Source organism: Williamsia serinedens, from assembly GCF_024171725.1.
GTDB classification, from domain to species: domain Bacteria; phylum Actinomycetota; class Actinomycetes; order Mycobacteriales; family Mycobacteriaceae; genus Williamsia_A; species Williamsia_A serinedens.
In genome coordinates this window covers 138,878-165,701 of the sequence record NZ_JAMTCG010000002.1, presented here as the reverse complement: position 1 = coordinate 165,701, position 26,824 = coordinate 138,878, and the positions used below count along the sequence as shown (strand labels likewise).

At 70.6% G+C, this 26,824-nt stretch carries 20 protein-coding genes; 11 read left to right on the top strand and 9 right to left on the bottom strand.

Annotation, left to right across the window (positions count from 1 at the left end; all coding sequences use genetic code 11):
- Positions 1–33 precede the first annotated feature (33 nt).
- The 3 genes from LX12_RS04285 (at position 34) to LX12_RS04275 (ending at position 5,309) form a co-directional block, all read left to right on the top strand.
- Positions 34–1,242 (top strand): acetyl-CoA C-acetyltransferase, encoded by a 1,209-nt coding sequence (locus tag LX12_RS04285; protein ID WP_253653301.1) that lies wholly within the window; start codon positions 34–36, stop codon positions 1,240–1,242.
- A gap of 31 nt (positions 1,243–1,273) precedes the next feature.
- A complete protein-coding gene (locus LX12_RS04280; protein WP_253653300.1) occupies positions 1,274–3,448 on the top strand; it encodes a 3-hydroxyacyl-CoA dehydrogenase NAD-binding domain-containing protein in 2,175 nt (724 codons plus the stop codon).
- Between the two features lie 334 nt (positions 3,449–3,782).
- Complete coding sequence (locus LX12_RS04275; protein WP_253653299.1) at positions 3,783–5,309, top strand: flavin-containing monooxygenase; 1,527 nt, start codon at positions 3,783–3,785, stop codon at positions 5,307–5,309.
- A 181-nt stretch (positions 5,310–5,490) separates the two neighbouring features.
- On the opposite strand, the gene LX12_RS04270 is transcribed toward LX12_RS04275, so the two are convergent.
- Positions 5,491–6,075, bottom strand: a complete 585-nt coding sequence (locus tag LX12_RS04270) for a GNAT family N-acetyltransferase (protein WP_372504924.1) — start codon at positions 6,073–6,075, stop codon at positions 5,491–5,493.
- Positions 6,072–7,058: a beta-carotene 15,15'-dioxygenase, Brp/Blh family gene (locus LX12_RS04265; protein WP_253653298.1), complete on the bottom strand. Its 987-nt coding sequence runs from the start codon at positions 7,056–7,058 to the stop codon at positions 6,072–6,074. Before LX12_RS04265 ends, LX12_RS04270 begins: the two co-directional genes overlap by 4 nt.
- Before the next feature lie 217 nt (positions 7,059–7,275).
- On the opposite strand from LX12_RS04265, the gene LX12_RS04260 reads away from it, so the two are divergent.
- Together LX12_RS04260 and LX12_RS04255 are read left to right on the top strand one after the other, a co-directional pair.
- Positions 7,276–8,091 (top strand): bacteriorhodopsin-like, encoded by an 816-nt coding sequence (locus LX12_RS04260; protein WP_253653297.1) that lies wholly within the window; start codon positions 7,276–7,278, stop codon positions 8,089–8,091.
- 57 nt (positions 8,092–8,148) lie between these two features.
- Positions 8,149–9,006, top strand: a complete 858-nt coding sequence (locus tag LX12_RS04255) for an alpha/beta fold hydrolase (RefSeq protein ID WP_253653296.1) — start codon at positions 8,149–8,151, stop codon at positions 9,004–9,006.
- A 7-nt stretch (positions 9,007–9,013) separates the two neighbouring features.
- Here the strand turns inward: LX12_RS04255 and LX12_RS04250 are convergent, their stop codons facing one another.
- From LX12_RS04250 to LX12_RS04240, 3 genes are all read right to left on the bottom strand, one after another.
- Positions 9,014–9,670 carry a GAF and ANTAR domain-containing protein gene (locus LX12_RS04250; RefSeq protein ID WP_253653853.1) on the bottom strand — a complete coding sequence of 219 codons (657 nt, stop codon included), beginning with the start codon at positions 9,668–9,670 and terminating at the stop codon, positions 9,014–9,016.
- Positions 9,671–9,980: 310 nt separating this feature from the next.
- A complete protein-coding gene (locus tag LX12_RS04245) occupies positions 9,981–10,238 on the bottom strand; it encodes a DoxX-related protein (RefSeq protein ID WP_253653295.1) in 258 nt (85 codons plus the stop codon).
- Between the two features lie 68 nt (positions 10,239–10,306).
- Positions 10,307–12,301: a M13 family metallopeptidase gene (locus LX12_RS04240; RefSeq protein WP_253653294.1), complete on the bottom strand. Its 1,995-nt coding sequence runs from the start codon at positions 12,299–12,301 to the stop codon at positions 10,307–10,309.
- A gap of 214 nt (positions 12,302–12,515) precedes the next feature.
- Here LX12_RS04240 and LX12_RS04235 point away from each other — a divergent pair, with 214 nt between their 5' ends.
- A complete protein-coding gene (locus tag LX12_RS04235) occupies positions 12,516–14,138 on the top strand; it encodes an NTF2-like N-terminal transpeptidase domain-containing protein (protein WP_253653293.1) in 1,623 nt (540 codons plus the stop codon).
- A 255-nt stretch (positions 14,139–14,393) separates the two neighbouring features.
- Here LX12_RS04235 and LX12_RS22165 read toward each other — a convergent pair whose 3' ends face one another.
- From LX12_RS22165 to LX12_RS04220, 3 genes are read right to left on the bottom strand one after another with little or no spacing between them, the layout of a single operon-like run.
- Entirely contained in the window at positions 14,394–15,962 is a 1,569-nt protein-coding gene (locus LX12_RS22165; RefSeq protein ID WP_253653292.1) for an ABC-F family ATP-binding cassette domain-containing protein, read from the bottom strand.
- Positions 15,963–16,017: 55 nt separating this feature from the next.
- Positions 16,018–16,437, bottom strand: a complete 420-nt coding sequence (locus LX12_RS04225) for a DUF3054 domain-containing protein (protein ID WP_253653291.1) — start codon at positions 16,435–16,437, stop codon at positions 16,018–16,020.
- Positions 16,434–17,591, bottom strand: coding sequence for a lysylphosphatidylglycerol synthase transmembrane domain-containing protein (locus tag LX12_RS04220; RefSeq protein ID WP_253653290.1), 1,158 nt, complete (start codon positions 17,589–17,591; stop codon positions 16,434–16,436). The genes LX12_RS04225 and LX12_RS04220 overlap by 4 nt, the downstream gene beginning before the upstream one ends.
- Positions 17,592–17,706: 115 nt before the next feature.
- Between LX12_RS04220 and LX12_RS04215 the strand changes: the two genes are divergently transcribed.
- From LX12_RS04215 to LX12_RS04195, 5 genes are all read left to right on the top strand, one after another.
- Positions 17,707–18,921 (top strand): PE-PPE domain-containing protein, encoded by a 1,215-nt coding sequence (locus LX12_RS04215; protein ID WP_253653289.1) that lies wholly within the window; start codon positions 17,707–17,709, stop codon positions 18,919–18,921.
- A 62-nt stretch (positions 18,922–18,983) separates the two neighbouring features.
- Positions 18,984–20,210: an AI-2E family transporter gene (locus LX12_RS04210; protein WP_253653852.1), complete on the top strand. Its 1,227-nt coding sequence runs from the start codon at positions 18,984–18,986 to the stop codon at positions 20,208–20,210.
- Positions 20,207–21,379, top strand: a complete 1,173-nt coding sequence (gene macS / locus LX12_RS04205; RefSeq protein WP_253653288.1) for a MacS family sensor histidine kinase — start codon at positions 20,207–20,209, stop codon at positions 21,377–21,379. The genes LX12_RS04210 and macS overlap by 4 nt, the downstream gene beginning before the upstream one ends.
- Complete coding sequence (locus tag LX12_RS04200; protein WP_253653287.1) at positions 21,376–22,014, top strand: response regulator; 639 nt, start codon at positions 21,376–21,378, stop codon at positions 22,012–22,014. The genes macS and LX12_RS04200 overlap by 4 nt, the downstream gene beginning before the upstream one ends.
- A 63-nt stretch (positions 22,015–22,077) precedes the next feature.
- Positions 22,078–23,784 carry a DUF2339 domain-containing protein gene (locus LX12_RS04195; RefSeq protein ID WP_253653286.1) on the top strand — a complete coding sequence of 569 codons (1,707 nt, stop codon included), beginning with the start codon at positions 22,078–22,080 and terminating at the stop codon, positions 23,782–23,784.
- A gap of 3 nt (positions 23,785–23,787) precedes the next feature.
- Here the strand turns inward: LX12_RS04195 and LX12_RS04190 are convergent, their stop codons facing one another.
- Complete coding sequence (locus tag LX12_RS04190; RefSeq protein WP_253653285.1) at positions 23,788–26,778, bottom strand: MMPL family transporter; 2,991 nt, start codon at positions 26,776–26,778, stop codon at positions 23,788–23,790.
- Positions 26,779–26,824 lie beyond the last annotated feature (46 nt).

Genomic DNA, 26,824 nt, shown 5'->3' with positions numbered 1-26,824 from the left:
AGCCTACGGGCACCGATGTGAAAGGACCCGTCCATGAGTGACGCATTCATCTACGAGGCGATCCGTACGCCCCGTGGCAAGCAGCGCGGTGGTTCGCTGCACGGCACCAAGCCCGTCGACCTCGTCGTCGGACTGATCAAGGAACTCCGGACCCGCTTCCCCGACATGGACCCGGCCGACATCGACGACGTCGTGCTCGGTGTCGTGTCGCCCGTCGGCGAGCAGGGCGCTGTCATCTCCCGCACCGCGGCGCTTGTCGCGGGCCTGCCGGACACCGTTCCCGGCACCCAGATCAACCGCTTCTGCGCCTCCGGTCTCGAGGCCAGCAACCTCGCCGCCCAGAAGGTCGCCTCCGGCTGGGACCAGCTGGTCATCGCCGGTGGTGTCGAGTCCATGTCGCGCGTCCCGATGGGCTCCGACGGCGGCGCGATGTTCCAGGACCCGGCCACCGCCTACGACCTGTACATCGCCCCGCAGGGCATCGGCGCCGACCTGATCGCCACCCTCGAGGGCTTCAGCCGCGACGACGTCGACGCCTACGCCGTCGAGTCGCAGAACCGCGCCGAGGCCGCCTGGTCCGCCGGGTACTTCGCCAAGTCGGTCGTGCCCGTGCGCGACATGAACGGCGTCCTCGTGCTCGACCACGACGAGCACCGTCGTCCGGGCACCACGGTCGAGCAGCTCGCCAAGCTCAAGCCCGCGTTCGCGGGGATCGCCGAGATGGCCGGGTTCGACGAGGTCGCGAAGCAGAAGTACTACAGCGTCGAGAAGGTCAACCACGTCCACACCGGTGGCAACAGCTCCGGCATCGTCGACGGCGCCGGCCTGGTCCTCATCGGCAGCGAGGAGGCGGGCAAGCGTGCCGGCCTGACCCCGCGCGCCCGCGTCGTCGCGACCGCCCAGACGGGCAGCGACGCGACCATCATGCTCACCGGGCCCACCCCGGCCACCGAGATCGTGCTGAAGAAGGCCGGCCTGACCGTCGACGACATCGACGTGTTCGAGCTGAACGAGGCCTTCGCGTCCGTCGTCCTCAAGTGGATGAAGGACCTGAAGATCCCGCACGAGAAGACCAACGTCAACGGTGGCGCGATCGCGATGGGTCACCCGCTCGGGGCGACCGGCGCGATGATCCTCGGCACCGTCGTCGACGAGCTCGAGCGCACCGGCGGCCGCTACGGCCTCATCACCCTCTGCATCGGTGGCGGCATGGGCGTCGCGACCATCATCGAGCGCGTCTGACGCACGGCCACACAGGAGAATCCGAGAACACATGAGTGACAACATGATCGCGTGGGAGAAGGACGCCGACGGCGTCGTCGTACTCACCATGGACGACCCCAACCAGGGCGCCAACACCATGAACGACCTCTTCCAGAGCTCGCTCAAGGCCACCGTCGAGCGCCTCGAGGCCGAGAAGGACGACATCACCGGTGTCGTGCTCACCTCCGCGAAGAAGACCTTCTTCGCCGGCGGCGACCTCAAGGACATGACCAGCGGCCGCGGTGACAAGGACAAGGTCGAGATCGCGACCGAGATCACCAACCGCACCAACGAGCTGAAGTCGTACCTGCGCCGGCTGGAGACCTTCGGCAAGCCTGTCGTCTCGGCCATCAACGGCGCGGCGCTCGGCGGCGGTCTCGAGCTGACCCTCGCCACGCAGCACCGCATCGCCGCCGACGTGAAGGGTGCCTCGATCGGCCTGCCCGAGGTCACCCTCGGTCTGCTCCCCGGTGGTGGCGGCGTCGCCCGCACCGTGCGCCTGCTGGGCATCCAGAACGCCCTGATGAACGTGCTGCTGCAGGGCCCGCGGATGAAGCCGGCCCAGGCCCTGGAGACCGGCCTGATCCACGAGGTCGTCGGATCGGTGGAGGAGCTCCTCCCCGCCGCGAAGAAGTGGCTCGCCGAGAACCCCGAGGCCGTGCAGCCGTGGGACGAGAAGGGCTACAAGATCCCCGGCGGCTCGCCGTCGAGTCCCGCTGTCGCGCAGTTCCTCCCGGCCATGCCGGCCATCCTGCGTCGTCAGCTCAAGGGTGCCCCGATGCCCGCGCCGCGCGCGATCCTCGCGGCCGCCGTCGAGGGCGCGATGGTCGACATCGACACCGCCACGCAGATCGAGACCCGCTACTTCGTGTCGCTGGTGACCGGTCAGGTCGCGCAGAACATGATCAAGGCGTTCTTCTTCGACCTGCAGCACATCAACGGTGGCGGTTCGCGTCCCGAGGGCTACGACAAGTACACCGCCAAGAAGGTCGGCGTCATCGGCGCCGGCATGATGGGTGCGGCCATCGCGTACGTCTCGGCCAAGGCCGGGATGGACGTCGTCCTCAAGGACATCGACATCGAGGCGGCCAAGCGCGGCAAGAACTACTCGGAGAAGCTCGAGGAGAAGGCGCTCAAGCGGGGCAAGACCACGCAGGAGAAGTCCGACGAGCTGCTCGCGCGCATCCACCCGACCGTCGACCCGCAGGACTTCGCCGGGGTCGACCTCGTCATCGAGGCCGCGTTCGAGTCGGTCGAGGTGAAGCACAAGGTGTTCCAGGAGATCGAGGACATCGTCGAGCCCGACGCGGTCCTGGGTTCGAACACCTCGACCCTGCCGATCACCTCGCTCGCCGAGGGCGTGAAGCGGGCCGACGACTTCATCGGCATCCACTTCTTCTCGCCGGTCGACAAGATGCCGCTGGTGGAGATCATCCGCGGCGCCAAGACCTCGGATGCGGTGCTGGCGAAGGTCATCGACTACACCCTCGCGATCAAGAAGACCCCGATCGTCGTCAACGACAGCCGCGGCTTCTTCACCTCGCGTGTCATCGGCACGTTCATCAACGAGGCGATCGCCGCTGTCGGTGAGGGTGTCGAGCCGGCGTTCATCGAGCAGGCCGGTCAGCAGGCCGGCTACCCCGCTGCGCCGCTGCAGCTCTCGGACGAGCTGAAGCTCGGCCTGATGCAGAAGATCCGCAACGAGACCGCTGCCGCGGCGAAGGCCGAGGGCAAGGACTACCCCGACCACGGGTCGTTCGCGGTCGTCGACTGGCTGCTCGAGCAGGGCCGTGACGGCAAGACCGCCGGCAAGGGCTTCTACGAGTACGACGAGAACGGCAAGCGTGCCGGTCTCTGGCAGGGCCTGCGTGACCAGTACAAGTCGGGCAGCACGCAGATCCCGTTCCAGGACATGGTGGAGCGCATGCTCTTCGCCGAGGCCCTGGAGACGGTGAAGTGCTTCGACGAGGGCGTCATCACCTCGGTGCCCGACGCCAACATCGGCTCCATCTTCGGGATCGGCTTCCCGGCGTGGACCGGTGGTGTCGTGCAGTACATCAACCAGTACGAGGGTGGCCTGCAGGGCTTCGTCGACCGCGCCCGCGACCTGGCGTCGAAGTACGGCAAGCACTTCGAGCCGCCGCAGTCGCTGGTCGACAAGGCCGCGAAGGGTGAGAAGTACTGATCTGAGCTGACCTCAGACCAGCTGAGCGGCCCGGTTCCCGATGGGAGCCGGGCCGCTTCTGACTGTTGAGCGCAACCGCAGTGCTGACTGGGTGGAAACGACCGTCGAGTGTGCTCGCAGCGAGGGGTGAGATCTGTTGGCGGCTGCGCACACTCGATGTGGCGTTTCCGCCCTGTCAGCGGCTTGTGCCCATGGCCTGTGTTCTGGAGCCGCCGACAGTGCGGAAGCCCGTCGCCGAGTGTGCGTCGTTCGTCTGTCGTGTCGCGAGGCGCCGTCAGCACACTCGGCGACGGTTTCCACACAGTCGGCACCGCAGTCAGGGACACTGTCATCCATGGATGGCACCGCCACGACCCCCGACCACGAGATCGTCATCGTCGGGGGTGGGTTCTCCGGCATCGGCGCAGCGATCCTCCTCGACCGGGCCGGGTTCTCCGACTACCTCCTCGTCGAGGACGGTGACGGGCTCGGCGGGGCGTGGCACTGGAACACCTATCCCGGGGTCGGTGTCGACATCCCGTCGTTCAGTTACCAGTTCTCCTTCGACCAGCGCACCGACTGGTCCCGCATCTATGCGCCGGGTCGCGAGCTGAAGGCATACGCCGACGACGTGGCGCAGCGCTTCCGCGTCACCGACCACACCCGACTGAACACACGCATCGTCGGCGCCGAGTTCGACGAGGCCGCCGATCTCTGGACGCTGACCACCGGCGACGGGGACTCGATCACCGCGCGCCACGTCGTCAGCGCGACCGGTGTTCTCACCCAGCCCAAGCGTCCCGACATAGCAGGGCTCGACGACTTCGCCGGCGAGGTGCTCCACACCGCCCGCTGGGACCACGCGATCGACCTGCGGGGTCGGCGGGTCGCGGTGATCGGCACGGGAGCGTCCGCGGTGCAGGCGATCCCGGAGATCGCGAAGGTCGCCGAGCACCTCACCGTCTTCCAGCGCACACCCATCTGGTGCATGCCCAAGCCCGACGCGCCGATCCCCGGCGTCGTGCAAACCGTGCTGTCGCGGATTCCCGGTGCCAGGCGTCTCGCTCGGACCCTGTCGCAGGCATTCGTCGAGGTGAACTTCCCTCTGCCCGCCCACTTCCACGGCGTCGTGCCCATCGCGGCCGGCGGCGAGAAGGTGGCGCGCGCGTACCTGAAGCGCACGGTGACCGACCCGGTGACGCGCGACAAGCTGACGCCGCGCTACGCGATGGGGTGCAAACGACCGAGCTTCTCCAACGCGTACCTCCCGACGTTCAACCGCCCGAACGTGTCCCTTGAGACGTCGTCCATCGATCGTGTCGAGGCGGACGGCATCCGCACCGCCGACGGCACCCTGCACGAGTGCGACGTGCTGGTGCTCGCCACCGGGTTCAAGGTCTTCGAACGGGGCAACATGCCACCCTTCGACGTCCGCGGTGTCGCCGGCCGGGATCTCGAGGCGTTCTGGTCCGAGAACCGCCTACAGGCGTTCCACGGCGTCAGCGTGCCCGGGTTCCCGAACCTCTTCTCGATCCTCGGCCCGTACGCCTACAACGGGTCGTCCTACTTCAACCTCATCGAGACCCAGAGCCGGCACATCGTCCGGTGTCTGCAGCGCGCACGGTCGGTGGGCGCCACCCGCGTCGAGGTGTCCGAGCATGCGAACGACGACTACATGCGCGCGATGCTGGCCCGTCGCGACAACCAGGTGTTCTTCGCCGGTGGGTGCGGCTCGGCGAACAGCTACTACTTCGACGAGCACGGCGACGTCCCGTTCCGGCCGTCGACGACCCTCGAGACCATGTGGACCAGTCGACGTTTCGATCTCGACGCCTACACCTTCACCCGCGCGACCGATCGCGAGGCGTCTGCCATCCGCTGACCACGCGCGTTCTCGAGCCGCCGACAGTGCGGAAGCCCGTCGCCGAGTGTGCGTCGATCGTCTGTTGTGTCGCGAAGCGCCGTCAGCACACTCGGCGGCGGTTTCCACACAGTCGGCACCGTGGTCGCCAGCACACTCGACGGCGGTTTCCACACAGTCGGCACTGGCTGGCCACCACGGATCAGCCGTCTCGCCACATCGCCCAGAGGGTGGGGCCGTCGTCGGGGAGGGTCATCTCGCCGGTGACGACGAAGCCGTGGCGCTCGTAGAGCGGGACGTTGCGGACGTTGCTGCTCTCGAGGTACGCCGGGCCGGTGATCGACGGCAGTCGATACTGCAGCAGCGCCGACCCGTGTCCGCGTCCCGGTTCGATCGCCCCGAGCTGGGCGAGATACCAGTGTGGTTGCTTCGGACGGTGTTGTTGCATCAGCCGCGTCGCAATGGAGCCGCGCCCCGCGGCGCTCGGGCGCATCGCCGTGAGCAGCGCGGGCACCAGCAGGACACGGTGGATCAGGGACGGACGGAACGACGGCGGGTCCCACAGCGCGGCGCCGACGGCGCGATCGCCCTCGACGCGGAGATCGGCGGCGTCGGGGGAACAGTGCTCGTGCCGGGCGGCCACGCGGAAGTACCGGCCGGCGTCCTCGTCCCGGAAGATCCACCGCACGACGGGATCCTCGACGAACGCCTGCGCGAGGACGTCCGCGACGAGCACGCGCTCGTCCGGTCGGGCCCGTCGGGTCACCGTGGACGGTGGATCGGTCACCCGTCCCAGTCTGCCGAAATGGACCCGCCCCGGGAAGCGATCGGCGCGCGGGCGCGTCGGCGCGCCGAGGCGTCGAGAGCGGCGACGACCAGCATGTGAGGCGCGGTCAGTGCGAGCAGGACCGTCAACGCGGCGGCGACCGCCGCGTACGACGAGCCCGCGGAGAGGACGACACCGACGACGACGCCGAGGGTCACGACAGCCCCGGCGGTTGCCGGCGCCGCGCGACGCACGAGCGATCGGAGCGCGCCGGACGGTGACGCCCCCCGCTCGACGTCGCGGGCGACCAACCGCGCCATGTGCCGCGGGCCGTGCCACACCCCGAACCACAGCGCGAACGCGGTCAGCGGGTCGACGAGTGCGCCGACGGCGCCGACGACCAGGACGTCCGCGACGGCCGACCAGGTCCGCTCTGTCACGGCCAGCGCGACGACGACCGCGGCACCGACCACCCAGAGCCCGACGAGCGACCACCGAACCGCACCGACGGCGAGGACGTCGGCCAGGGACGGGGAGAGGGCGTGCAGGGTGTCGTCCCAGCCGGGACCTCCCCGCGCCAGGGGGAGGATGAGACATCCGGCTCCGGCGAGCATGACGGCGATCTGCCGAACCGGGTTGCGGCGCAACGACAACGACGACACCTCGACCTCGCCCAGGCCGAAGTGCACGATGCTCGCCACGATCATGATCGCCAGGGGGACGGGCCCACCCCACTGCAGTGCGACCCACGCGGCGACGGCGAGCCCGGCGTAGAGGACGGCGGCGGTGACCCGGCGGACGCCGGCCACCTGTGCCGCGATGAGGTGGTCGAGGGCGCCGTGCGGGACCCCGAGCACGATGCCCAGGCCGACGAGCGTCCAGAGGATCGGCGACGGGTCGGGCACGAGTCGGTCGGCGACGACGGCGACGGCCCCGCCGACGGCGAGCGACACGCGCGTCACGAGCGCCGTGCCGGACACGACGGAGACGGGCGTGATCCGCACGGTGCCAACAGTTCTCGTGGTCACCACCGTCGCCAGTATCCGCGCCGGCCGCCGGGTTGTCGCGTCACGAATTGGTCACTATGTCCAGTACTGGTCACGATTCCGCGCCGATGTCCGCGCACCGTTGATCCACTACTGGTCTCGGCGTTCAGTGAGGAAGGGCAGGCGTTCGCCATCGGCGGACGACAAGTCACCCGACACCGAGAAAGGTCGTGTCATGATTCCCGACGAATTGACGAAGGGGCAGTTCGACACCGTCTACAACGTGCTGTCCCTGGCGATCGCCGCACAGTTGTTCACGGCGATCTTCCTGCTCGCAGCGCAACCCCGTGTGCTGCAACGGTATCGACAGGCACTCGTGATCTCCGCGATCGTCTGCGGCATCGCGGCGTACCACTATTTCCGCATCTTCGACTCGTTCAAGAAGGCGTTCGTCTCCGACGCGCCCGGCGGCGAGAGTGTGTACAAGCAGGCCATCGGGGAGTCGTTCAACGAGGGCTACCGCTACGTTGACTGGCTCCTGACGGTGCCGCTGCTCCTGATGGAGCTGGTCGTCGTGCTGGCGCTCGCCCGCAAGCTGCAGGCCTCCCTGCTGTGGCGCCTGATCCCGGCGTCGGCGTTGATGATCGCGTTGGGGTACCCCGGCGAGATCAGCGGCGACACCACCACGCGCCTCATCTGGGGGACGCTGTCGACCATCCCGTTCCTCTACATCCTCTACGTGCTCTTCGTGGAGCTGACCCGCTCGCTCGACCGTCAGTCGCCGACCGTCCGGATGACGGTGTCGCGCATGCGGATCCTGCTGTTCGCCTCGTGGGGTGTCTATCCGATCTCGTATCTGCTGCCCGTCATCGGTGGCGACGGACCGGTCGCCTGGGTGAGCAAGCAGGGCGCCTACTCGGTCGCCGACATCCTGGCCAAGTGCCTGTACGGCCTGCTGATCTACCGCATCGCCCGTCTGAAGTCGTTCTCCGACGAGAAGTCCTTCGCCAAGGACGAGGGCAAGGAGGACCTGGTCGAGGCCAAGCCCTGACCCGTCCGATCGAGACCGTCCACCCCGGCCGGCTAGAACACGTTCTAGTCTGTCGGGGTGGACGTCACCTACGAAGGCACCCGCAGGGAACTTGTCACCGACAAGGGCACACTTCGCTATCACGAGGCCGGTGGGACCGACGCCCCGCCGCTGATCCTGTTGCACGGGTCGGGCCCGGGCGTGACGGGGTGGCGCAACTACCGCGGCAACCTCGGCGTCTTCGCCGAGCACTTCCACACCTACGTCCTGGAGTTCCCGGGCTTCGGCGTCAGCGACGCCTGGGGCGGTATGCCGGTGCTCGACGCGGGGAAGTCCGTGACCGTGTTCATGAAGGAACTCGGGATCCCGTCGGCCGCCGTGATCGGCAACTCCATGGGCGGCGTCGTCGGGGTCAACCTGGCGATCCGCAAGCCCGAGCTGGTGAGCAAGCTGGTGACCATCGGCGGCGTCGGCGCCAACCTGTTCAGCCCTCAGCCGACCGAGGGCCTGCAACTGCTGCAGGAGTTCGCCGACGACCCCGACCGCGATCGGCTGGTCCGCTGGTTGCGCTCGATGGTGTTCGACAAGTCGCTCGTCACCGACGAGTTGATCGAGGAGCGCTGGGAGGCGGCGACGCACCCGGACGCCCGCAAGACCGGCGAGACGATGTACGGGTCGGCGGCTTTCGCGATGCAGCAGCAGTTCCTCGCCGCGTCCGACACCCCGCCCTATTGGGCGATGATGCACAAGGTGTCGTGCCCGACGCTGCTGACGTGGGGCCGAGACGACCGCGTCAGTCCCCCCGACATGGCGCTCGTGCCCATGCGTCTCATCCCCGACGCGCAGCTGCACGTCTTCCCGCGGTGCGGTCACTGGGTGATGATCGAGGCCAAGGAGGCCTTCGAGGCGACGGTTCTCGCCTTCCTGCGGGCCTGAGCGCGGGCTACTCGCCCGGGCCGGCCTGCACCACCTGGGCCGCGACGTCGGCGAGCTTGGTGTTCGAGTCCTGCGACAGCCGGGCCAGCAGCTGGAAGGCGTCGTCGGCGTTCAGCGAATACCGCTCCATGAGCATGCCCTTGGCCTGACCGATGATGTCGCGGTTGGTCAGCGCCGAGCGGATCTGCTCCTTCTCCCGCACCGACGAGAACGCGATCGCGGCGTGTGCGGCGAACAGGCTGCCGATCGACTGCGACTCGTCGTCGAAGGCGTGGGGACGGGTGCTGTGCAGGTTCAGGGCGCCGAAGTTGTTGCCCTCCACGTACAGGCAGAAACACAGCATCGACCGGATGCCGAGCTCGGCCGCGGCGTTGCTGAAGCGCGGCCACCGGTCGTCGTCGAGCATGTCGTCGATGACGATCGTGTCGGCCTGGAGTGCCGAGGTGACGCAGGGGCCCTCCTGCAGCTCGGCCTGCAGCCGGTCGGACTCGGCGGCGAGGTCCCCGATGAGCACAGGGCTGGTGATGGAGGACGACCCCTCGACCAGGGTGATGCTCGCGTACTCGGCGTGCGGGATGGACTCGACCGCCGCCGCACTGATCGCCCGCAGGATCGTCTCGGTGTCGCGGCTCTCCGACCGCAGGCGACGGGCCAGTTCGGCCATCTGGGTCGACAGGTTCGCCAACGTGGGCGCGGTGTCCGAACCGTGGTCGAGCAGGTCCGACGAGGAGTCGACGGAACCGTCCGACGGTGTCGTCATGCGCGCACCGCGGCGACGGGGGTGTCGGGGACGGGACGTGTCAGGTCGTTCATCGCAGCAGCTTCCTTCACCGCTCGACGTCTGGGCCGCTCGGGCCCACCAGCGGACACCTGTGGTCTAGATGTCGGTGGCAGGATTGTAATCACCCGATACCGCACGCGCGGTGGGAGACCGGCAAACCTGGACGTCACCCGGTCGCCCGGGGTCGGCCGACTCAGGCCGTGAGCGTGCGGAACGCGTGGAGTCCCAGGTGGGCGCCGTAGGCCAGCAGTCCGACGCGGGCGAGCGTGCGGGTGGCCGGGACGAGGAGCCCGACACCGAGCGCCGTCTCGATCGCGCCGTGTCGCAGTACCCACGTGCGGGTGTCGTCGGGGAACGCGGTCGCGGTGAACGCCTCGAACTTCTCGGGCGCCACGTAGTGCAGTGGTCCGACCACGGCGAGCGACGCCCCGAGGATCGTTGTTGCGGCCATGGCGGTCCACCTCGCTTCCCGCTCCCGCCCGGTGTGGGCGGGAGGTCGGACTCACCGTAGCGGGGCGGTCACCAGATCCGGACGCGCTGTCCCGGCTCGAGGTACAACTCGTCGCCCTCGGACACGTCGAACGCCTCGTAGAAGGCGTCGATGTTGCGGACGACGCCGTTGCAGCGGAACTCCGGCGGCGAGTGCGGGTCGATGGAGAGCCGTCGGATCGCCTCGGCCTCCCGGGTCTTGGTCCGCCACACCTGTGCCCAGCCGAAGAACACGCGCTGCAGACCGGTCAGCCCGTCGACCACGGGCGGTTCGGTGCCCTCGGTGGCGATCCGGTACGCGGCGAGCGAGATCGACAGACCACCGAGGTCGCCGATGTTCTCGCCGATGGTGAACTCGCCGTTGACCGTGTGCGACGGGTCCAGGCCGGTCGGGGTGAAGGTGTCGTACTGGTCGATCAGCGAGCGGGTGCGCTTGCCGAACTCGGTGCGGTCGTCGTCGGTCCACCAGTCGACGAGGTTGCCGTCGCCGTCGTACTTGGCGCCCTGGTCGTCGAAGCCGTGACCGATCTCGTGCCCGATCACCGCGCCGATGCCACCGTAGTTGGCGGCGTCGTCGGCCTCGGGGTCGAAGAACGGCGGCTGCAGGATCGCAGCCGGGAAGACGATCTCGTTCATCCCGGGGTTGTAGTAGGCGTTGACGGTCTGCGGGGTCATGAACCACTCGTCGCGGTCGACCGGGCCGCCGATCTTGGCGAACTCGCGGTCCTGCTCGAACGCCGACGCCCGGGCGACGTTCCCGACGAGGTCGTCGGGCCGGATCTCGAGTCCGGAGTAGTCGCGCCAGCGCGCCGGGTACCCGATCTTGGGGGTGAACTTGTCGAGCTTGGCCAGCGCCTTCTCGCGGGTGGCCGGACTCATCCAGTCGAGGTCGCTGATGTTGCGGCGGTAGGCCTCGACGAGGTTCGCGATCAGCTCGTCCATGCGGGCCTTGGCGGCGGGCGGGAAATGCCGCTCGACGTAGAGCTTCCCGACGGCGAAGCCGACCGCCGCCTCCACGAGGCCGACGCCACGCTTCCACCGCTCGCGGATCTCCGGCGTCCCGGACAGCGTGCGGCCGTAGAAGGCGAAGTTCTCGTCGACGATCGCCGACGTCAGGTAGGGCGCCGCGGAGTGGACCAGGCGCCACTGCAGCCAGGCGATCCAGTCGGTCAGCGGGCGGTCGGCGACGAGTGCGCCGAGACCCTCCACGAACGACGGCTGGCGCACCACCACCTCGGCGAACACCGCGTCGTCGATGACACCCAGACCGCGCAGCCACGCGGCGACGTCGAAGGCCCCGGCGGACGAGGCCAGCTCTTCGTGGGTGAGGAGGTTGTAGGTGAGGTCGGCGTCGCGGCGCTTGACGACGTCCCAGTGGTGCGAGGCGAGGGCGGTCTCGAGGTCGAGCACGGTCGCCGCGCGGGTGGCCGCGTCGTCGAACCCGACGAGGGTGAACATGCGCTCGATGTGCGCGACGTATCCGCTGCGGGTCTCGGCGTGCTTGTCCTCCCGGTAATACGACTCGTCGGGCAGGCCGATCCCCGACTGTCCGAGGTGCACCAGGTAGCGATCGGACTTCTTCGAGTCGGTGTCGACGTAGAAGCCGATCGCCCCGCCCGACCCGCGACGCTGCAGCTCGCCGATCACCTCGGCGAGCTCCTCGGTCGAGGTGATGCCGGCGACGCGGTCGAGATCGGCACGGATCGGGTCGAGACCGAGCGACTCGATCCGGTCGGTGTCCATGAAGGAGGTGTAGAGGTCCCCGATGCGCTGCGTGTCGGAACCGGGCGCGGCGTCCGCGCCGGCGCACTCGACGACGATGTCACGGACGTCCTCCTCGGCGCGGTCGCGCAGCGTGAGGAACGAGCCGTCGATGGGCCGGTCGGCGGGGATCTCGTGCTCGGCGATCCACACGCCGTTGACGTGCGCGTAGAGGTCGTCCTGGGCGCGGACCCCCGAGTCGACCCACTGGAGGTCGATGCCGGAGGGACGGTCGGTGTCGGTGGGTGCACTCACCCCGCCCATCCTGGCATCGCCTCGCGACGGGCGCACGGATCGCCGCACGCCCACGCCGACGACGGGGTAGTGTGCCGCGGAAAGGCGCTGTGCGGGCGTCGATCTGAGTGGTGGCCCTCGGTGATCCGATCGTGATGTGATCGTGAGCGAACCGAAAACGCCAACGGTGTCATCCGTGACCTGATGCGAGTGGACTCTTCCGGGTGACGGGTTCGGTGTCGTGATGGTCTTCTCCTCCCTGCGTTCGCGCGTGGCCGCGGCCACGGTGGTCAGCGGTGCGCTGGTGCTCGCGTCGTGCGGTGTGTTCTCGGATCCGACCGTCTCCGGGTCGCAGCGCATGCTGGCCGACTTCGGCGCCGCGCTCGACGCCCAGGACGCCGCGCGGGCGGCTGCGCTCACGTCGGCACCGGGACAGGCAGCACCGACCATCGCCGCGACCCTGTCGGGCATGCACGCGGAGTCGGTGTCCGTGCGGGTCACCAAGCCCGTCGAGTACTCCGACGGGACCGCCGACTACGGCCTCGACTACACCTGGGACCTCGGCGACGGCCGCTCGTACTCCACCTCGACGACGGGCACCGCGCGCAAGCTCTCGTCCGGCTGGCGCATCCAGTGGGACCCGACCGTCCTCGCGCCCGGCCTGCAGAACGGCGGTTCGTTGCGACTGGTCCGCACCGACGCGACCCCGGCGCCCGCCGTCCTCGACACCGCCCGCAAGCCCTGGATGACGCCGCAGGGTCTCACCGATGTCGTCTTCGACCCGACCGCGACCGGTGATCGTGCCTCGAGCATCCGGCGCCTCGCCGCAGTCATCGCGCCCATCGCGCCGCTCATCACCGCGCCCGTCATCACGCAGCGGGTTGCTGCCTCGGGTGGCAAGCCGACGACGGTCGTCGCGCTCCGCGACTCGGACATGCAGGTGCTCGACGGGAACCCCGCGTCGGTGCCGGGTGTGTCGGTCAACCGGACCATGGCTTTGTTGACCACCGACCGACGGATCTCGTCGCCCCTGGCCGAGTCGACGGCGGCGTACTGGCAGGCGCTGCGCGACGCCACGTCGGGCTGGGCGGTCCAGCGCGTCGGGGCCGACGGCGGGATCACACGACTCGCCGGGCAGCAGGGTCCGCCCGCCCCCAGCTTCTCCACCACGATCTCGCAGCCGGTGCAGCTCACCGTGAACGCCTCGGTCGTGGACGTCGCCCAGCCGGCGACCATGCTCGTGCTGGACGCCGCGTCGGGCGCGATCGTCGCCGCGGCCAACAACGACGCCGCCGACGCGGCCGGTGCCGACCTCGACAACCTCGTCACGCCGGGATCCACGCTCGACCCGGTGCTCGGGGCGATCTCGGCCACCACGGGCGACGACCGCGGCGCGGGCGAGAAGGCCCTCCACACGCTGGGTCTCGGCGTCGACTACACCGTCCCCGGTGTCACCGCGGCCACCACGAACCGTGCCGCCATCTCCGCCGCCGGCCTCGACTCCGCACCCCAGGTGTCGGCGTTGTCGATGGGCGCGCTCGGCGTGGCGATCGCCCGGATGGCCGGTGTCGCACCGACGTTCGTGCGCGGGACCACGACCACCGTCCGTGGTGGCGATCTCGGCCCGGTCGACCAGGCGCTCGGCGCGCGGATCGCCGCGGCCATGCGTACCACCGCGACCACCGGTGACGCGAGTGACCTCACGGGTGCGCCGGACCTGCGCGCCCTCGTCGGGACGAACGGCCCGCAGGGACCCGGCTGGTTCGTCGGCATCACGCGCGGACAGGTGATCGTCGTGCACTGTGCCGGGGAGAAGTCGGGCTCGGCCGCACTCCAGGTCGTCCAGAAGTACCTGCGTCAGCGCTGACCCACCTGCTCGCAGGCGCTCGAGGCGTCTCACCGCGCGGGTCGCTCCCATTCGGTGGGCAGCCGGAACCGTTCGGTGGGCAGCCGGAACCGTTCGGTGGGCAGCCGGAGCAACTGGTTGGGCAGCAGGAGCGGAACCGCCGTGGGCGTACCGGTTCCAACTGCCCAACAGACGGTTCCTTCTGCCCAACAGGCGGTTCCTACTGCCCACCAGGCGGGGCGCGCTGTGCCGGCCTGCGGCCTGCGCCAGCGCTGATCAGAGACGGTCGAGGTCGATCTCGCGGGTGATCCCGAGCGCGTCGACGAACCGCTCGTCGTGACTGACGACGAGCAGTGCCCCGCGGAAGTCGGCGAGCGCCTGGGCGAGATGCTCGCGGGTGGTGATGTCCACGTTGTTGGTGGGCTCGTCGAGGACGAGCAGACGTGGCGCGGGAGACGACAGCAGCGCGACGGCCATCGCGGCGCGGACCCGCTCACCACCCGACAGTTCGCGCACGGGTCGGTCGGCGTCGCGGCCGCGGAACAGCAGTCGCGCGAGCCCGGCCCGCCTGTCCTCGGCGGTGCGGTCGGGACTCACCGCGGCGACGAGGTCGTAGGGGCTCGCGTCGGGGTCGAGGCCGTCGAGGACCTGGGGGAGCACGCCCACGGGGACCTGCGGCCCGGCGGCGACGAGCTGGTCGATGAGCGTGGTCTTCCCGGCGCCGTTGCGCCCGCGCAGCGCGATCCGCTCCGGTCCGACGATTCCCACCTCGACGGTTCCCGCGGGCACCGTGAACCGGGTCGGCGGGAGGACCACCTGTCCCGGGTGGACCGCGGTGTCGGGCAGGTCGACGCGGACGGTGCGGTCGTCGCGCACGGCGTCGGCCGCGGCGGACGCCTGCTCCCGCGCCTCGTCGAGACGGCGGCGGTGCCCACCCGTCAGTTTCGCTGCGGACTCCTGCGCCGCGCGCTTGCGCTGCTGCATGACGATCTTCGGTTCCCGCTTCTGCGCGTACATCTTCCGGCCGTACCGCTGACGGTGCGCGACCACGGTCTGCGACTCCGTCAGCTCCCGCCTCTGCCGGGCCTCGTCGTTGCGCGCGGCGGCCAGCACCTCGCGGGCACGCTCCTGTTCGGCGGCGAGCACGGCCTCGAAGTGGGCGTAGTCGCCGGCGACCACGCGGATGTCGCCGTCCCGCACCTCCGCGACCGCGTCGACGTGGTCCAGCAGGTCACGGTCGTGGCTGACCGTGACCACCTGGCCGTCGAACCGCTCGATCGCGTCGAGCAGCAGGCGTCGGGCCCGCGGGTCGAGGTTGTTCGTCGGCTCGTCGAGCACGAGCAGTTCCGGTGAGGCGAGGACGGCGCCGATGACCGCGACGAGCGTCGCCTCACCACCGGACAGGGTGTCGACGACGCGGGACAGGTCGGTCGGGGTCGCGACGAGTCGTGCGAGGCCCAGCTGGCCGAACAGGGCGACCGCCCGCTCCTCGACGTCCCAGTTGCCCTCGAGCGCGGCGTGATCGGCGTCGTCGGCCGTCCCGTGCTCGATGCGGTGCAACGCGGCACGGACATCGGCGATCCCGATCAGCTCGTCGATCGCCACCGCCGACCGCACCGTGATGTCCTGCGGCACCAGGGCGATGGACGCGGGGCGGTCGATCGCGCCGGAGGTCGGTGCGAGCTCGCCGGTGAGCAGGCGGACGAAGGTCGTCTTGCCGGCGCCGTTCGCCCCGACGACGCCGACATGGTGTCCGGCGAGGGTGACGGAGACGTCGTCGAACACGACCGTGCCGTCGGGGAGACGGAAGTGGAGGGACGTCGTCGTCACCGAACGGGGAACCACGTCCGGCGACGCTAGGCCGTCGCGGACGGACCCGCCACCGAATTTCGCGCCGTCGTCAGCGCCCCGGGCGGGCGGAGACGAGACGTGTTGCGGGACGGCGCAATCCACGCCAGCCGAGCAGGAACAGGCCCAGGACGATCGTCGCGACGACGATGAAGCTCACCGCGATGCCCTGGCCGAACTGGTCTCGGAGCACCATGCCGATCGCCACGGTGCAGATCCAGGTGATCACGCCGTCGGGGACGACGCGTTCGGGGCGGAAGTGGGGCGCGCCGATCTGGTCGGTGTGCACGTGGGCGACGACGTATCCGACCGACCACCCGACCGCCGTGCCGGCGAGGAACGGCCACAGGGTCGACAGGATGCCGGTGATCGCGAGCCCGTCGTCGTGGTTGATGCGCCCGATGACGACGAACACGAGGACGGCCACGACGTCGGCGAGGGCGGCGAGCGCGACCACCCGTCCCCGCGTCATGTCGGACCCGGTCGCGGGTCGGGCGGATCGGGGTCGTCGGCGACGCCGGCGGGTGGGGCGTCCCCCGTGTGCGCGGTCCCGGGATGCACGTCGGCCTCGAGCTCGTCGTCGGTGTCGGACAGGGCCTGTCGGAACATGACCGCGATGACGACCCAGCCGACGAGGGCGACGAGCAGGTAGCTGATGAGGCGGTAGACGAGCACCGCGGTGACGGCCTCACCCGCACCCATCCCGGCCGAGGTGAGCGCGGGCACGAGGACGGCGTCGACGACGCCGAGGCCACCCGGCAGCAGCGGGAAGGCGGTGCCGACCGCCTTGCCGGCGGCGTAGGCGACGGCCAGGCCCGCGATACCGGGCTCCCCGCCGACGGCGTAGCAGGCGAAGGCGAGGCAGGCGACGTCGGCGACCCAGTTGAACAGCGACCACCCGAACGCGATCGAGGTGTCCTTGCCCGTCAGCTGCACGGCGCGGAGCTGGTCGACGATCTCGTGCCATCGGGCGACGCCGTGCTCGTGGTCCTTGTCGCGCAGGCTGTTCAGCGCGTGCAGCGACCGGGTGCCGATCGTCTTCATCATGTCCGGGTGCGAGGCGACGTACTGCGCCACGATGACGAACGCGAGGAAGCCGCCGATCGAGAAGATGACCGAGAACGGGCTGGTCTTCGCCCCGGCGAGCAGCGCACCGCCGATGCCGAGGACGGCCAGGCCGACGCCCATGAGCAGGCCCGACATGACCACCTGCCACGAGGCGATCACCGGCGTGGCACCCCACTTGCGGGTCTGCCGGTAGGTGAAGGCGGGTGCGAGCACGTTGCCGCCGGGCATCGTCTGGCTGACGGAGTTCGCGGCGAGGACGACGGCCAACGACTTCATCTGCTTCACGCGCACGCCGGCCGACCGGAGGAGCGCGCGCTGGACCTGGGCGAAGCTGTCCATCGAGAACCCGGACGCCACGATGCACGCCAGCACCCACCACCAGTCGAGCGAGCCCATGCTCCGCCAGGCCTCGGTGAGCTTCGGCCACACCAGGACGACCTCGACGGTCAACACCACGACGACGACGGCGAGGGCCACCCAGCGGACCCACCAGAACCGACGACGCGTCGGTGCGGCGGGTACGCCGTCGTCGGCGGCGTCGCCGAACTGGGCCGTCATGAGGCCTCACCCTAGTCACCCCATCGGCCGACATCGCCCCGCCTGTCCGACGCGCCCGTTATCCTTTCCGCGTCGGGCCTGGCTGTGGGGGCGGCCCGAGGGGGAGGCACTCGTGATGTTCCGACGTTCCGTCGTGGGCGCGACAGCCCTGACGATGGCGGCAGCGCTGACGTTCGGGGTGGGGGCGGGGTCGGCGCTCGCCGAGACGCCGCCGTCGACCAGCGGCACCATCCTCGTGCTCGGGGGCAACAGCAACCCGCAGGGCCAGGACATGGAGAAGGAGCTCTCGGGCTACTTCTCGGGTGCACCGGGCACGCCCTACGCCGGGCGGACGTACCGGACGGTGCAGTGGCCGGCGCAGACGCCGTTCACCGCGGGGTGGACCGGACTCACCTACGACCAGTCGCAGCAGGCGGGTGTGTCCGCTCTCGAACTCGCCACGCTCGGGCCGCGGGCTCCGAAGGGGCCGATCCTGGTCGTCGGGTACTCGGCCAGTGCGGGCGTCGTCATGACGTCGCTGCGGAAGTGGCAGCAGATCCGTGACGCGGGCGGCTACGCACCGTCGCCCACCGACACCACGGCGGTCGTCTTCGGCAACCCCAACCGGCCCAACGGCGGTGTCTTCGCGCGGTTCCCGGGCCTGTACGCCGTGCCCTTCGGCATGACGTTCGACGGCGCGGCGCCGACAACCGACTACAAGGTCCTCGACGTCAGCTGGGAGTACGACGGCGTCTCGGACTTCCCCCGCGACCCGTCGAACGGCCTGGCCATGCTCAACGCGGCCTTCGGCTTCCTGATCCACGGCAGCTACAAGACGGTGGACCTCGACGACACGTCCTCGATCGTGCAGGACGTGACCGTCGGCAACACCCGCTACGTCACCGTGCGCGGCGAGTACATCCCGCTGTTGATGCCGTTGAAGCTGCTCGGTGTGCCGAAGCCGGTCCTCGACGCGATGGAGCCGGGACTGCGGGCCCAGATCGAGAAGGCCTACGACCGGTCGGCCGGACCGGGGACGCCGGTGCCCGCGCGCCTGGGCCCGGGGCAGACGCCGCAGGGTGTCGTCGACCGCTACGTGTCGTCGATCGACCAGGCGCGGCAGTCCGTGCAGGCGGCGAGCCCCCAGCGCACGACGACGAGCACCACCACACCGCCGTCGGGAACCCGGGGCGCCACCACGACCACGACCACGTCGACCACGACCAGCACGAGCACGTCGGCGCCTTCAACCACCACATCGACGACCACGACCACACCGACGACAGCGACGACCGCGGTGACCCCGCCGCCCACCTCGGCCGACACACCGACGACCGCCTCGGCGAACTGAGGGGTCCCGCGGGGGCGAGGGGCTGCGCCTCTGCGGGCTAGGGTTGGCGGGTGAGCGACCGTATGCCCGACTCGTCGGGTCGCGCTGATCGGTTCGCCGTGCACCCGCTGGTCCGGGCCGCGGCCGAGTGGTCGTGGCGGCTGCTGGCCATCGGGGTCGCCGTCTACGCGCTGTTCTGGCTGGGCCACAAGTACGAGGCCGTCGCCGTGCCGATCGCGTTGGCGATCCTCGGCACCGCGTTCCTGGTCCCGGTCGTCGACTGGCTCGATCGCCGCGGGTTGCACCGCGGCGTCGCCGTCGCGCTGACGATGATCGTCGCCATCGGTGTCATCGCCGGGATCCTGTCGTTCGTCGTGCAGCAGTTCATCGACGGCCTTCCCGATCTGACGAACCAGGCGACGTCGACGATCGACTCGGTGAAGAGCTGGCTCCTCGACGGGCCGTTCGGGCTGGACCAGGCGCAACTCGACCACGTCGGCGACGACTTCGTCGCCATGCTGCAGCGCAACCAGAGCAAGATCACCACCGGCGCGATCGCCACCGCGGCCACGGTCACCGAGTTCGCGACGGGTGCGCTGCTCCTGCTGTTCCTGATGATCTTCTTCCTCTACGGGGGCGGACAGATCTGGATGTTCGTCACCAAGCTCGTCCCGAGCTCGACGCGCGACCGGGTCCGTGTCGCGGGCCGTGCGGGGTTCGGCACACTCGTCGGCTACGTGCGCGCGACCGTCGCCGTCGCGGCGGTCGACGCGATCGGCATCGGTGTCGGTCTGGCGATCCTGCAGGTGCCGCTCGCGCTGCCGTTGGCCTCACTGGTGTTCATCGGCGCGTTCATCCCGATCGTCGGTGCACTGGTCACCGGCGCGCTCGCGGTGGTGGTCACCCTCGTCACGCAGGGGTGGATCGCGGCGGTCATCGCCCTGGCCGTCGTGGTCGCCGTGATGCAGATCGAGAGTCACGTGCTCCAGCCGTTCCTGCTCGGTCGCAGCGTGCGGGTGCACCCGGTGGCCGTCGTGGTCGGCATCGCCGCGGGCATCGTGACCGCCGGCATCATCGGTGGACTCGTCGCGGTCCCGGTGATCGCCTTTCTCAACACCGCGGTCCGGTCGATCCTCGGCTCCCGGCCGGATCCCGACGCCGACCACTCGACCGTCTCGCCCGACAAGCCCATCTGGGACAGCGCCGACCACCCCGGTATCGACGGCCGGCCCGACGATGACGCGGCCGACCCCGACGACGAAAGCCCTGACACCGACGGCCCCGGCGACGGGGGTGCCCGGACGTCGTGACCGCAGCCGGCGCCGCCGCCACCGCTCGCGACGACGCGGCGGTCGCCGAGTTGTGGCGGGCGGCACAGGTCTTCCGCGCGCTGACGGTGCTGTACGCGGTCGGCTTCGTCGTCGCGGTCCACGACGATCTCGACCACCCCGCGGGCGGCGTCGTGGTCGGCGGGATCGTGGTGCTGTGGTCCGTCGTCTGCGGGTGGGCACTCACGCGCGGACCGGGGCGCACCGTCGGCTGGGTGGTCGCCGACCTCGTCGTCGTGTGTCTGCTGATGCTGTCGACCGTGGCCCTGGCATCCGACGACTGGCGCGCCGACCACCAGTCGATCCCGACCACGCTGTGGGCGGCGAACGCGGTGATCTCGGTGGGTATCCAGCTCGGGGCCGTCAGGGGTGGGGCGGCGGCGATCGCGGTGATCACCTGCAGCACCGTCGCCAAGGGGTTCGTCGTCGTCGACCTCGCCCGGAACGCGGCCGTCGTCATCCTGCTGGCGCTCGGCGTGGTGATCGGACTCGGGGCGAGTGCGCTGCGGCGGGCGTCGGCGCGTCTCGAGGAGGCGACGCGTCTCGCGGCGGCCACCGCCGAACGCGACCGTTTGTCCCGACAGGTCCACGACGGCGTCCTGCAGGTGCTCGCGTTGATCGCCCGCCGCGGACGCGAGATCGGCGGCGCGACCGGTGATCTGGCAGATCTCGCCGCCGACCAGGAGCGGGTGCTGCGCGAGCTGCTCGGACAGGGCACCGCGCGACCCGCCGCCGCCCACCTCGACCTCGCGGATGCCCTGCGGGCCCGCGCCGACGACCGGGTCACGGTGAGCGCCCCCGCCGAACCGGTGATCGGCGACGCCGACCGGGTCACGGAGGTGCTCGCCGCGGTGGACAATGCCCTCGACAACGCGAGGCGGCACGGCGCGGGACCCGACGGGATCGCACCGCGCGTGTTCGTCCTCCTCGAGGATCTGGGCGGGAAGGTGGTGGTCAGCGTGCGCGACGACGGTGTCGGCATCGCGCCGGGGCGGCTGCGCGAAGCTACGGCCGAGGGGCGTCTCGGGATCGGCCAGGCGATCGTCGGTCGGATCGAATCGCTCGGCGGCACAGCCCGTCTCGAGTCCGCGCCGGGCGAGGGCACCGACTGGGAGCTGACCGTCCCCTGGGACGGCGGGGCACGCCGATGACGACGGTGATGGTCGTCGACGACCACCCGATCTGGCGGGACGGGGTCGCCCGGGACCTCACCGACGAGGGTTTCGACGTCGTCGCCACCGCCGACGGCGTGCGCGCGGCCGTGGCGCGGGCCGCGGCCGTCCGTCCGGACGTGGTGCTGATGGACATGCAGCTCCCCGACGGGACCGGTGCGGAGGCGACGGCCGGCGTCGTGGAGGCATCGCCGGACACGCGGGTCCTGGTGCTCTCGGCCTCGGCCGAGCGCGCCGACGTCCTCGACGCCGTGAAAGCCGGTGCGAGTGGCTATCTCGTGAAGAGTGCGTCGCGGTCCGAACTGGTCGACGCGGTCACCGCCACCGCCGCCGGTCAGGCGGTGTTCACGCCGGGACTGGCCGGTCTGGTGCTCGGGGAGTTCCGACGCATCGCCGAGGGCGGCACCGAGCGGTCGACCCCGCCGATCACCGAGCGGGAGACCGAGGTGTTGCGCCTGGTGGCCAAGGGGCTCACCGCCCGCCAGATCGCGACCCGCCTCGGACTGAGTCACCGCACCGTCGAGAACCACGTCCAGTCGACGCTGCGGAAGCTGCAGTTGGGCAACCGCGTCGAGCTGACCCGCTACGCCATCGAGCACGGTCTCGACGAGTAGTCCCCACCCGGTGTAGGTAGTCCCACGCATGTCGGCGTGGCCGGTCGCGACGACGATCGGCGCATGACAGCCCCGTACCCCCACCCCGCCCACCTGCAGCGTCTCGCGCAGGAGTGCGCGCACCTGTCCCACCGCACGTCCCAGATCGCCGCGGAACTGGCGGCGATGCAGGCAGTGCCGCCACCGGCGCCCGTCGCGCCGACTCCCGCGCCGGCATGGACCCCGGCGCCGCCGGCGGTCCAGCCGCCCCCGCCCCGGAGGTCGTGGCTCAGCCGCGCGGCCGAGGACGGGCGGCTCGTCGGGACGGTGCTCGCCGTGACGGGCGTCGCTGTGACCGTCGTCGGCGTCGGGTTGCTGCTGGCGCTCGCCGCGCAGGCCGGCCTGCTGCGGCCCGAGGTCCGCGTCGGCGCCGGGGCGCTGTTCGCGACGTGCCTCGCGGCCCTCGCCGTCCGCTGCCGCGCCCGCGGCGCGGAGGTCGGCGCCGTCGCGCTCGCCGCCACCGGGATCGCCACCGCCTATCTCGACGTCGTCGCGGTGACCCGGCTGTACCACTGGGTCCCGACCGCGGTCGGTCTCGTCCTCGCCGCCGCGGTCGCCGGCGCCGGTGTCGCGTGGGCGCGGGCGTGGCGGTCCGAGCGGCTCGCGTTGATCACCGTCGCGCCCCTGATCGGGGTCGCGCCGCTCGTGGCCGGTGGCGTCGACCTCGGGCTCGTCTGGTTCATGCTCGTCGTCGCGGTCGCCTGCGCCGCGACGTCACACCGCACCCCGTGGGCGGCGCTCCCGGTCGCCGGTGTCGCGGGGTCGTCCCTGTGGGCGATCGCGGCGGTCGTCGCAGCGCACCTCTCCGACCTCGACGGCGGGTCGCTGCTCGCCGTGGCCTGCGCCTCGACAGCGGCGGCCGGCCTCGTGGCGGGTGTCTCGGCGGTGACACGCCGGGTGTCGGAGACGGCCGCGGCACTCGCATCGGCCGTGGGGTGCGCCCCGGCGCTCGTCTGTGGGCTCGCACTCGGGCGAGGCCTCGCCGCGTCGGTGCTCGCCGCCGTCGCGGTCGCGGCGGCGGCACTGGTCGCGTGGGCGGCCCCGTCGGCGGTCCGGACCACGTGGGCCTGTCTCGCGGCGGTCGCGTCGGTGATCGCGATCCCGACGGCGGTCGACGCGCCCGTGGCCGTGCCCGCACTTCTCGCGCTCGCCGCGGTCGTGACCGTCGTCGGGCGGGGCGATCGGGTGGTCGCCGCGGTCGGGACGGGGCTCACAGCGGTCGGGACGATCGCCTACCTCGGGTGGTCGGTGCCGGTCGAGACGCTGGCCACCCCCATCTCCCGAACGGACGGTCAGACGGCGTCGGCGATCGTCGCGAGCCTGCTCCTCATCGGTGCCGCGGCCGCGCAGGGCGGGTTGCACCGTCAGAGGCCGGGGGCGTCGATCGCCGCCGGCGCAGTCGCCCTCTACGGGCTGACCGCGACGCCGGTCACCGTCGGCGTGTCGCTGGGTGGACCGGGCGCCGGGTTCCTCGCCGGCCACATGGCCGCGACCGTGTTGTGGGTCGTCGCGGCGTCGGTGGTCCTCGCGCTCACGGCTCGGATGCCCGCGGGCCCGGCGCGCCGCGCACCGACCGCGGGCGCACTGACGCTCGCCGGTGCGGCGGTCGCCAAGCTCGTCACGTTCGACCTCGCGACGCTCGACGGCGCGTTCCGCGTCGGCGCCTTCGTGGCAGCGGGCCTGGTGTTGCTCGCCGTCGGCGCGCGACAGGCCCGTGTCCGCGCGGTGTGACCGTCAGCCCTGATCGCCGTCGCGGCCAGCGCGGCGGCGCAGCAGTTCCTGCACGCTGATCTGGCTCTCGCCCTCGCGCTTGTGGCGTCGTCCGCCGTCGTCGCGGGCCTCGGGACGCGGGGCGGCCGGCTCGGGACGTCGCGGCGGGGGCGGCGACGCAGGGCGTGGCGCGCCGTTCGACGCCGACCCGCGAGGAGCCGCCCCGTTCGGACTCGCGCCGTTGCCGGTACGGGCGGGAGCGGGCTCGTCACGGATCGCGCTGTTCAGCCGGATCCCGCTGTCGCCGAGGCTCCAGCCGCCGGTGTCGGGACGCGACGACGACCCGGAGGGCGCCGGTCGTGACCCGCCGACGGGCGACCGGTGCGGGCGGCCGACACCCCGCGGGGCGAGGGGTCCGCTGTCCGGCGGCGGTGGTGGGCGTCGCCCCGAGTCGTCCTGTGCGCGGGTGGGTTCCCGACGCGGCTCGGGACGCGGGGCAGGTCGTGCGGCGGGGCGGGCGTCCGGCGGGCCGGCCGGTCGCCCGGGCTCGGGACGCGGGGCGCCGCGTCGGTCGCCGACGACGGGGCCGACCCTCGCGGGATCGACACGGGCGGGTTCGGCGCGACGGGGTGCGTCGGGACCGTCCGGCCGGCGCACGGGTCCCCGCACCGGGGGACGACCGCCCGCGGTGGCGAGTGCGGTCGTCGGGACCTGCGACACGACGGTGCCCGCGTCGCGCGGCGCACCCGGGGCGACGATCCGGCCGGGCTCGTCCTCGAGCACCGTCTCGCCGAGGCCGATCTTGCGCTGGACGGTCTGCATCCAGCGCGGCGCCCACCAGCAGTCGTCGCCGAGGAGCTTCATGACGGCCGGCACGAGCAGCATGCGGATGACGGTGGCGTCGAGGATGAGCGCGGCGATGATGCCGAACGCGATGTACTTCATCATCACGATCTCGGAGAAGCCGAAGGCACCGACGACCACCACGAGGATGGCCGCGGCCGCGGTGATGATGCGACCGGTGTGGGCGGTGCCGCTGCGGATCGCCTCGGTCGTCGTCGCGCCCTGCTGTCGCGCCTCCACCATGCGGGACAACAGGAACACCTCGTAGTCGGTGGACAGGCCATAGATGATCGCGATGATCAGCACGAGCACCGCCGACATGAGCGGTCCGGGCGTGAAGTTGAACAGCCCGGCGCCGTGGCCGTCGATGAAGATCCAGGTCAGGACGCCCAGCGTGGACCCCAGGCCCAGCGCCGACATCAGCGCTGCCTTGATGGGCAACACCACCGACCCGAACTGCAGGAACATCAGCAGGAACGTCACGACGATCAGCAGGACGGCCATCAGCGGGAGGTCGTCGAGCAGGGTGTCGATGGAGTCCTGTGTCAGCGCGGGCGTACCGGCGACGTACATCGTCAGGCCCTGGGTGTCGATGCCGCGCAACGCCTTCACCGCGTCGGCGGTGAGGTCGCGGTTGACCAGGCCGGCCGACATCTGGACCACACCGGTCGACGTGTTCGGGATGGTGCCGGTGAGCGCACCCTGGCTGGAGTCGAGGCTGAACGGCTTGGTGAAGCCGGGGATCTTGTTGGCCTCGTTCGCGATCTGCTGCAGCTTCGCGCCGTCGGACGAGCTGTTCTCGTCGTAGCGGACGACGAGCTTGATCTCCTCGGTCCGCTGCGTCGGGAAGATGCGGTCGAAGTCCTCCTGCGCGGTGCGGAACGCGTTGTCCGGCGGCAGGTACTTCTCGGTGATGCCACCGAACGAGATGTTGCTGAACGGGACGATCAGCACGAGCAGCAGCAGGACCGTCGGGATGGCCGTCTTCAGCGGGTGGCGCATGACCCAGCCCGCGAGACGACCCCACGGCCCGTTCTCGATCTCCTTCTTCGGCTTCGTGCGCCGCAAGAACTTGAAGCCGAGCGCGTCGATCCGGCGTCCCAGGATGGCCAGGATCGCCGGCAGGACGGTGATGGACAGCAGGGCCGCGAGTCCGACGGCGCAGATGGCGCCGTAGGCGACCGACTTGAGGAAGCCCTGTGGGTAGATGAGCACGCAGGCCAGCGCGGCGATGATGATCGTCGCGGAGAAGACGACGGTCTGGCCCGCGGTCATCACCGTGCGTTTCACCGCGAGCGGTGGTGGATAGCCCTCGGCGAGCTCTTCTCGGAACCGGCTGACGATGAACAGGCCGTAGTCGATGGCGATGCCGAGGCCGATGAGCGAGATGACCGGCTGGGCGAAGAAGTTGACCTCGGTGACCTGCGTCAGGCCGTTGAGGATGCCGGTGGCGCCGGCGATGGTGAGGCCACCGATGATGACCGGCAGCACGGCGGCGACGACGCCACCGAAGATGAAGAACAGCATCACGGCCACGAGTGGCAGCGCCACGAGTTCGGCGCGGGAGGTGTCCTTCGCGACGCCGTTGGAGATGGCGCTGGCCACCGGTTGCAGGCCGGCGAGTTGGAACGTCGTGCCCTGTAGGTCGAACCGTCCGGCGATGTTGTCGAAGAACGGTTCGATCGTCTTGAAGTTGTTCAGGATCGTCGTGTCGTCGTCGCCCTTGACGCCGATCGAGATGAACGCGTGTTGCTTCGACGCGTCGAACGTCTGCGCGCGGATCTGCGACTGCGCGGCCAGGGCCGCGGGCCCGGTGGCCGGGGCGAACGGGTCGATGATGCCGGGGTCGTCGCGGTTGACGATGGTCGGATGCGCGGTGATGAGCGCGTCGACGAAGTTCTCGACCTTGGCCCCGAACTGCGCGTTGTCGACCGTGGTCCCGGCCGGTGGGGTGATCAGCAGGACGATGTCGGACTTGTGGTCACGGCCGAAGGTCGAGTCGGCGAGCTGGGAGCCCTTCACCGACTGCGAGCCGTCGTCGAAGAAGCCGCTCTGACTGAGGTTCTTCCCGAGCCCCAGTCCGTACAGCCCGAGTCCACCCATCACCACGATCAGGACGGCGATGACGGCGAAGCGAAGTCGGTAGACGAAGGTGCCGATGGCTCCGAACACCGCTCACGTCCTCTCTCGTCGGTCGGATCGATCGCACCGATTGTCC

Bases quoted from the DNA above. Each gene is read 5' to 3' on its own strand.
- LX12_RS04210 (WP_253653852.1), top strand. From the start codon at position 18,984: ATGCCCGACTCGTCGGGTCGCGCTGATCGGTTCGCCGTGCACCCGCTG.
- LX12_RS04195 (WP_253653286.1), top strand. From the start codon at position 22,078: ATGACAGCCCCGTACCCCCACCCCGCCCACCTGCAGCGTCTCGCGCAG.
- LX12_RS04260 (WP_253653297.1), top strand. From the start codon at position 7,276: ATGATTCCCGACGAATTGACGAAGGGGCAGTTCGACACCGTCTACAAC.
- LX12_RS04240 (WP_253653294.1), bottom strand. From the start codon at position 12,301: ATGGGCGGGGTGAGTGCACCCACCGACACCGACCGTCCCTCCGGCATC.
- LX12_RS04280 (WP_253653300.1), top strand. From the start codon at position 1,274: ATGAGTGACAACATGATCGCGTGGGAGAAGGACGCCGACGGCGTCGTC.
- LX12_RS04200 (WP_253653287.1), top strand. From the start codon at position 21,376: ATGACGACGGTGATGGTCGTCGACGACCACCCGATCTGGCGGGACGGG.
- LX12_RS04225 (WP_253653291.1), bottom strand. From the start codon at position 16,437: ATGACGCGGGGACGGGTGGTCGCGCTCGCCGCCCTCGCCGACGTCGTG.
- LX12_RS04220 (WP_253653290.1), bottom strand. From the start codon at position 17,591: ATGACGGCCCAGTTCGGCGACGCCGCCGACGACGGCGTACCCGCCGCA.
- LX12_RS04275 (WP_253653299.1), top strand. From the start codon at position 3,783: ATGGATGGCACCGCCACGACCCCCGACCACGAGATCGTCATCGTCGGG.
- LX12_RS04235 (WP_253653293.1), top strand. From the start codon at position 12,516: ATGGTCTTCTCCTCCCTGCGTTCGCGCGTGGCCGCGGCCACGGTGGTC.
- LX12_RS04215 (WP_253653289.1), top strand. From the start codon at position 17,707: ATGTTCCGACGTTCCGTCGTGGGCGCGACAGCCCTGACGATGGCGGCA.
- LX12_RS04250 (WP_253653853.1), bottom strand. From the start codon at position 9,670: ATGGCCGAACTGGCCCGTCGCCTGCGGTCGGAGAGCCGCGACACCGAG.
- LX12_RS04285 (WP_253653301.1), top strand. From the start codon at position 34: ATGAGTGACGCATTCATCTACGAGGCGATCCGTACGCCCCGTGGCAAG.
- LX12_RS04245 (WP_253653295.1), bottom strand. From the start codon at position 10,238: ATGGCCGCAACAACGATCCTCGGGGCGTCGCTCGCCGTGGTCGGACCA.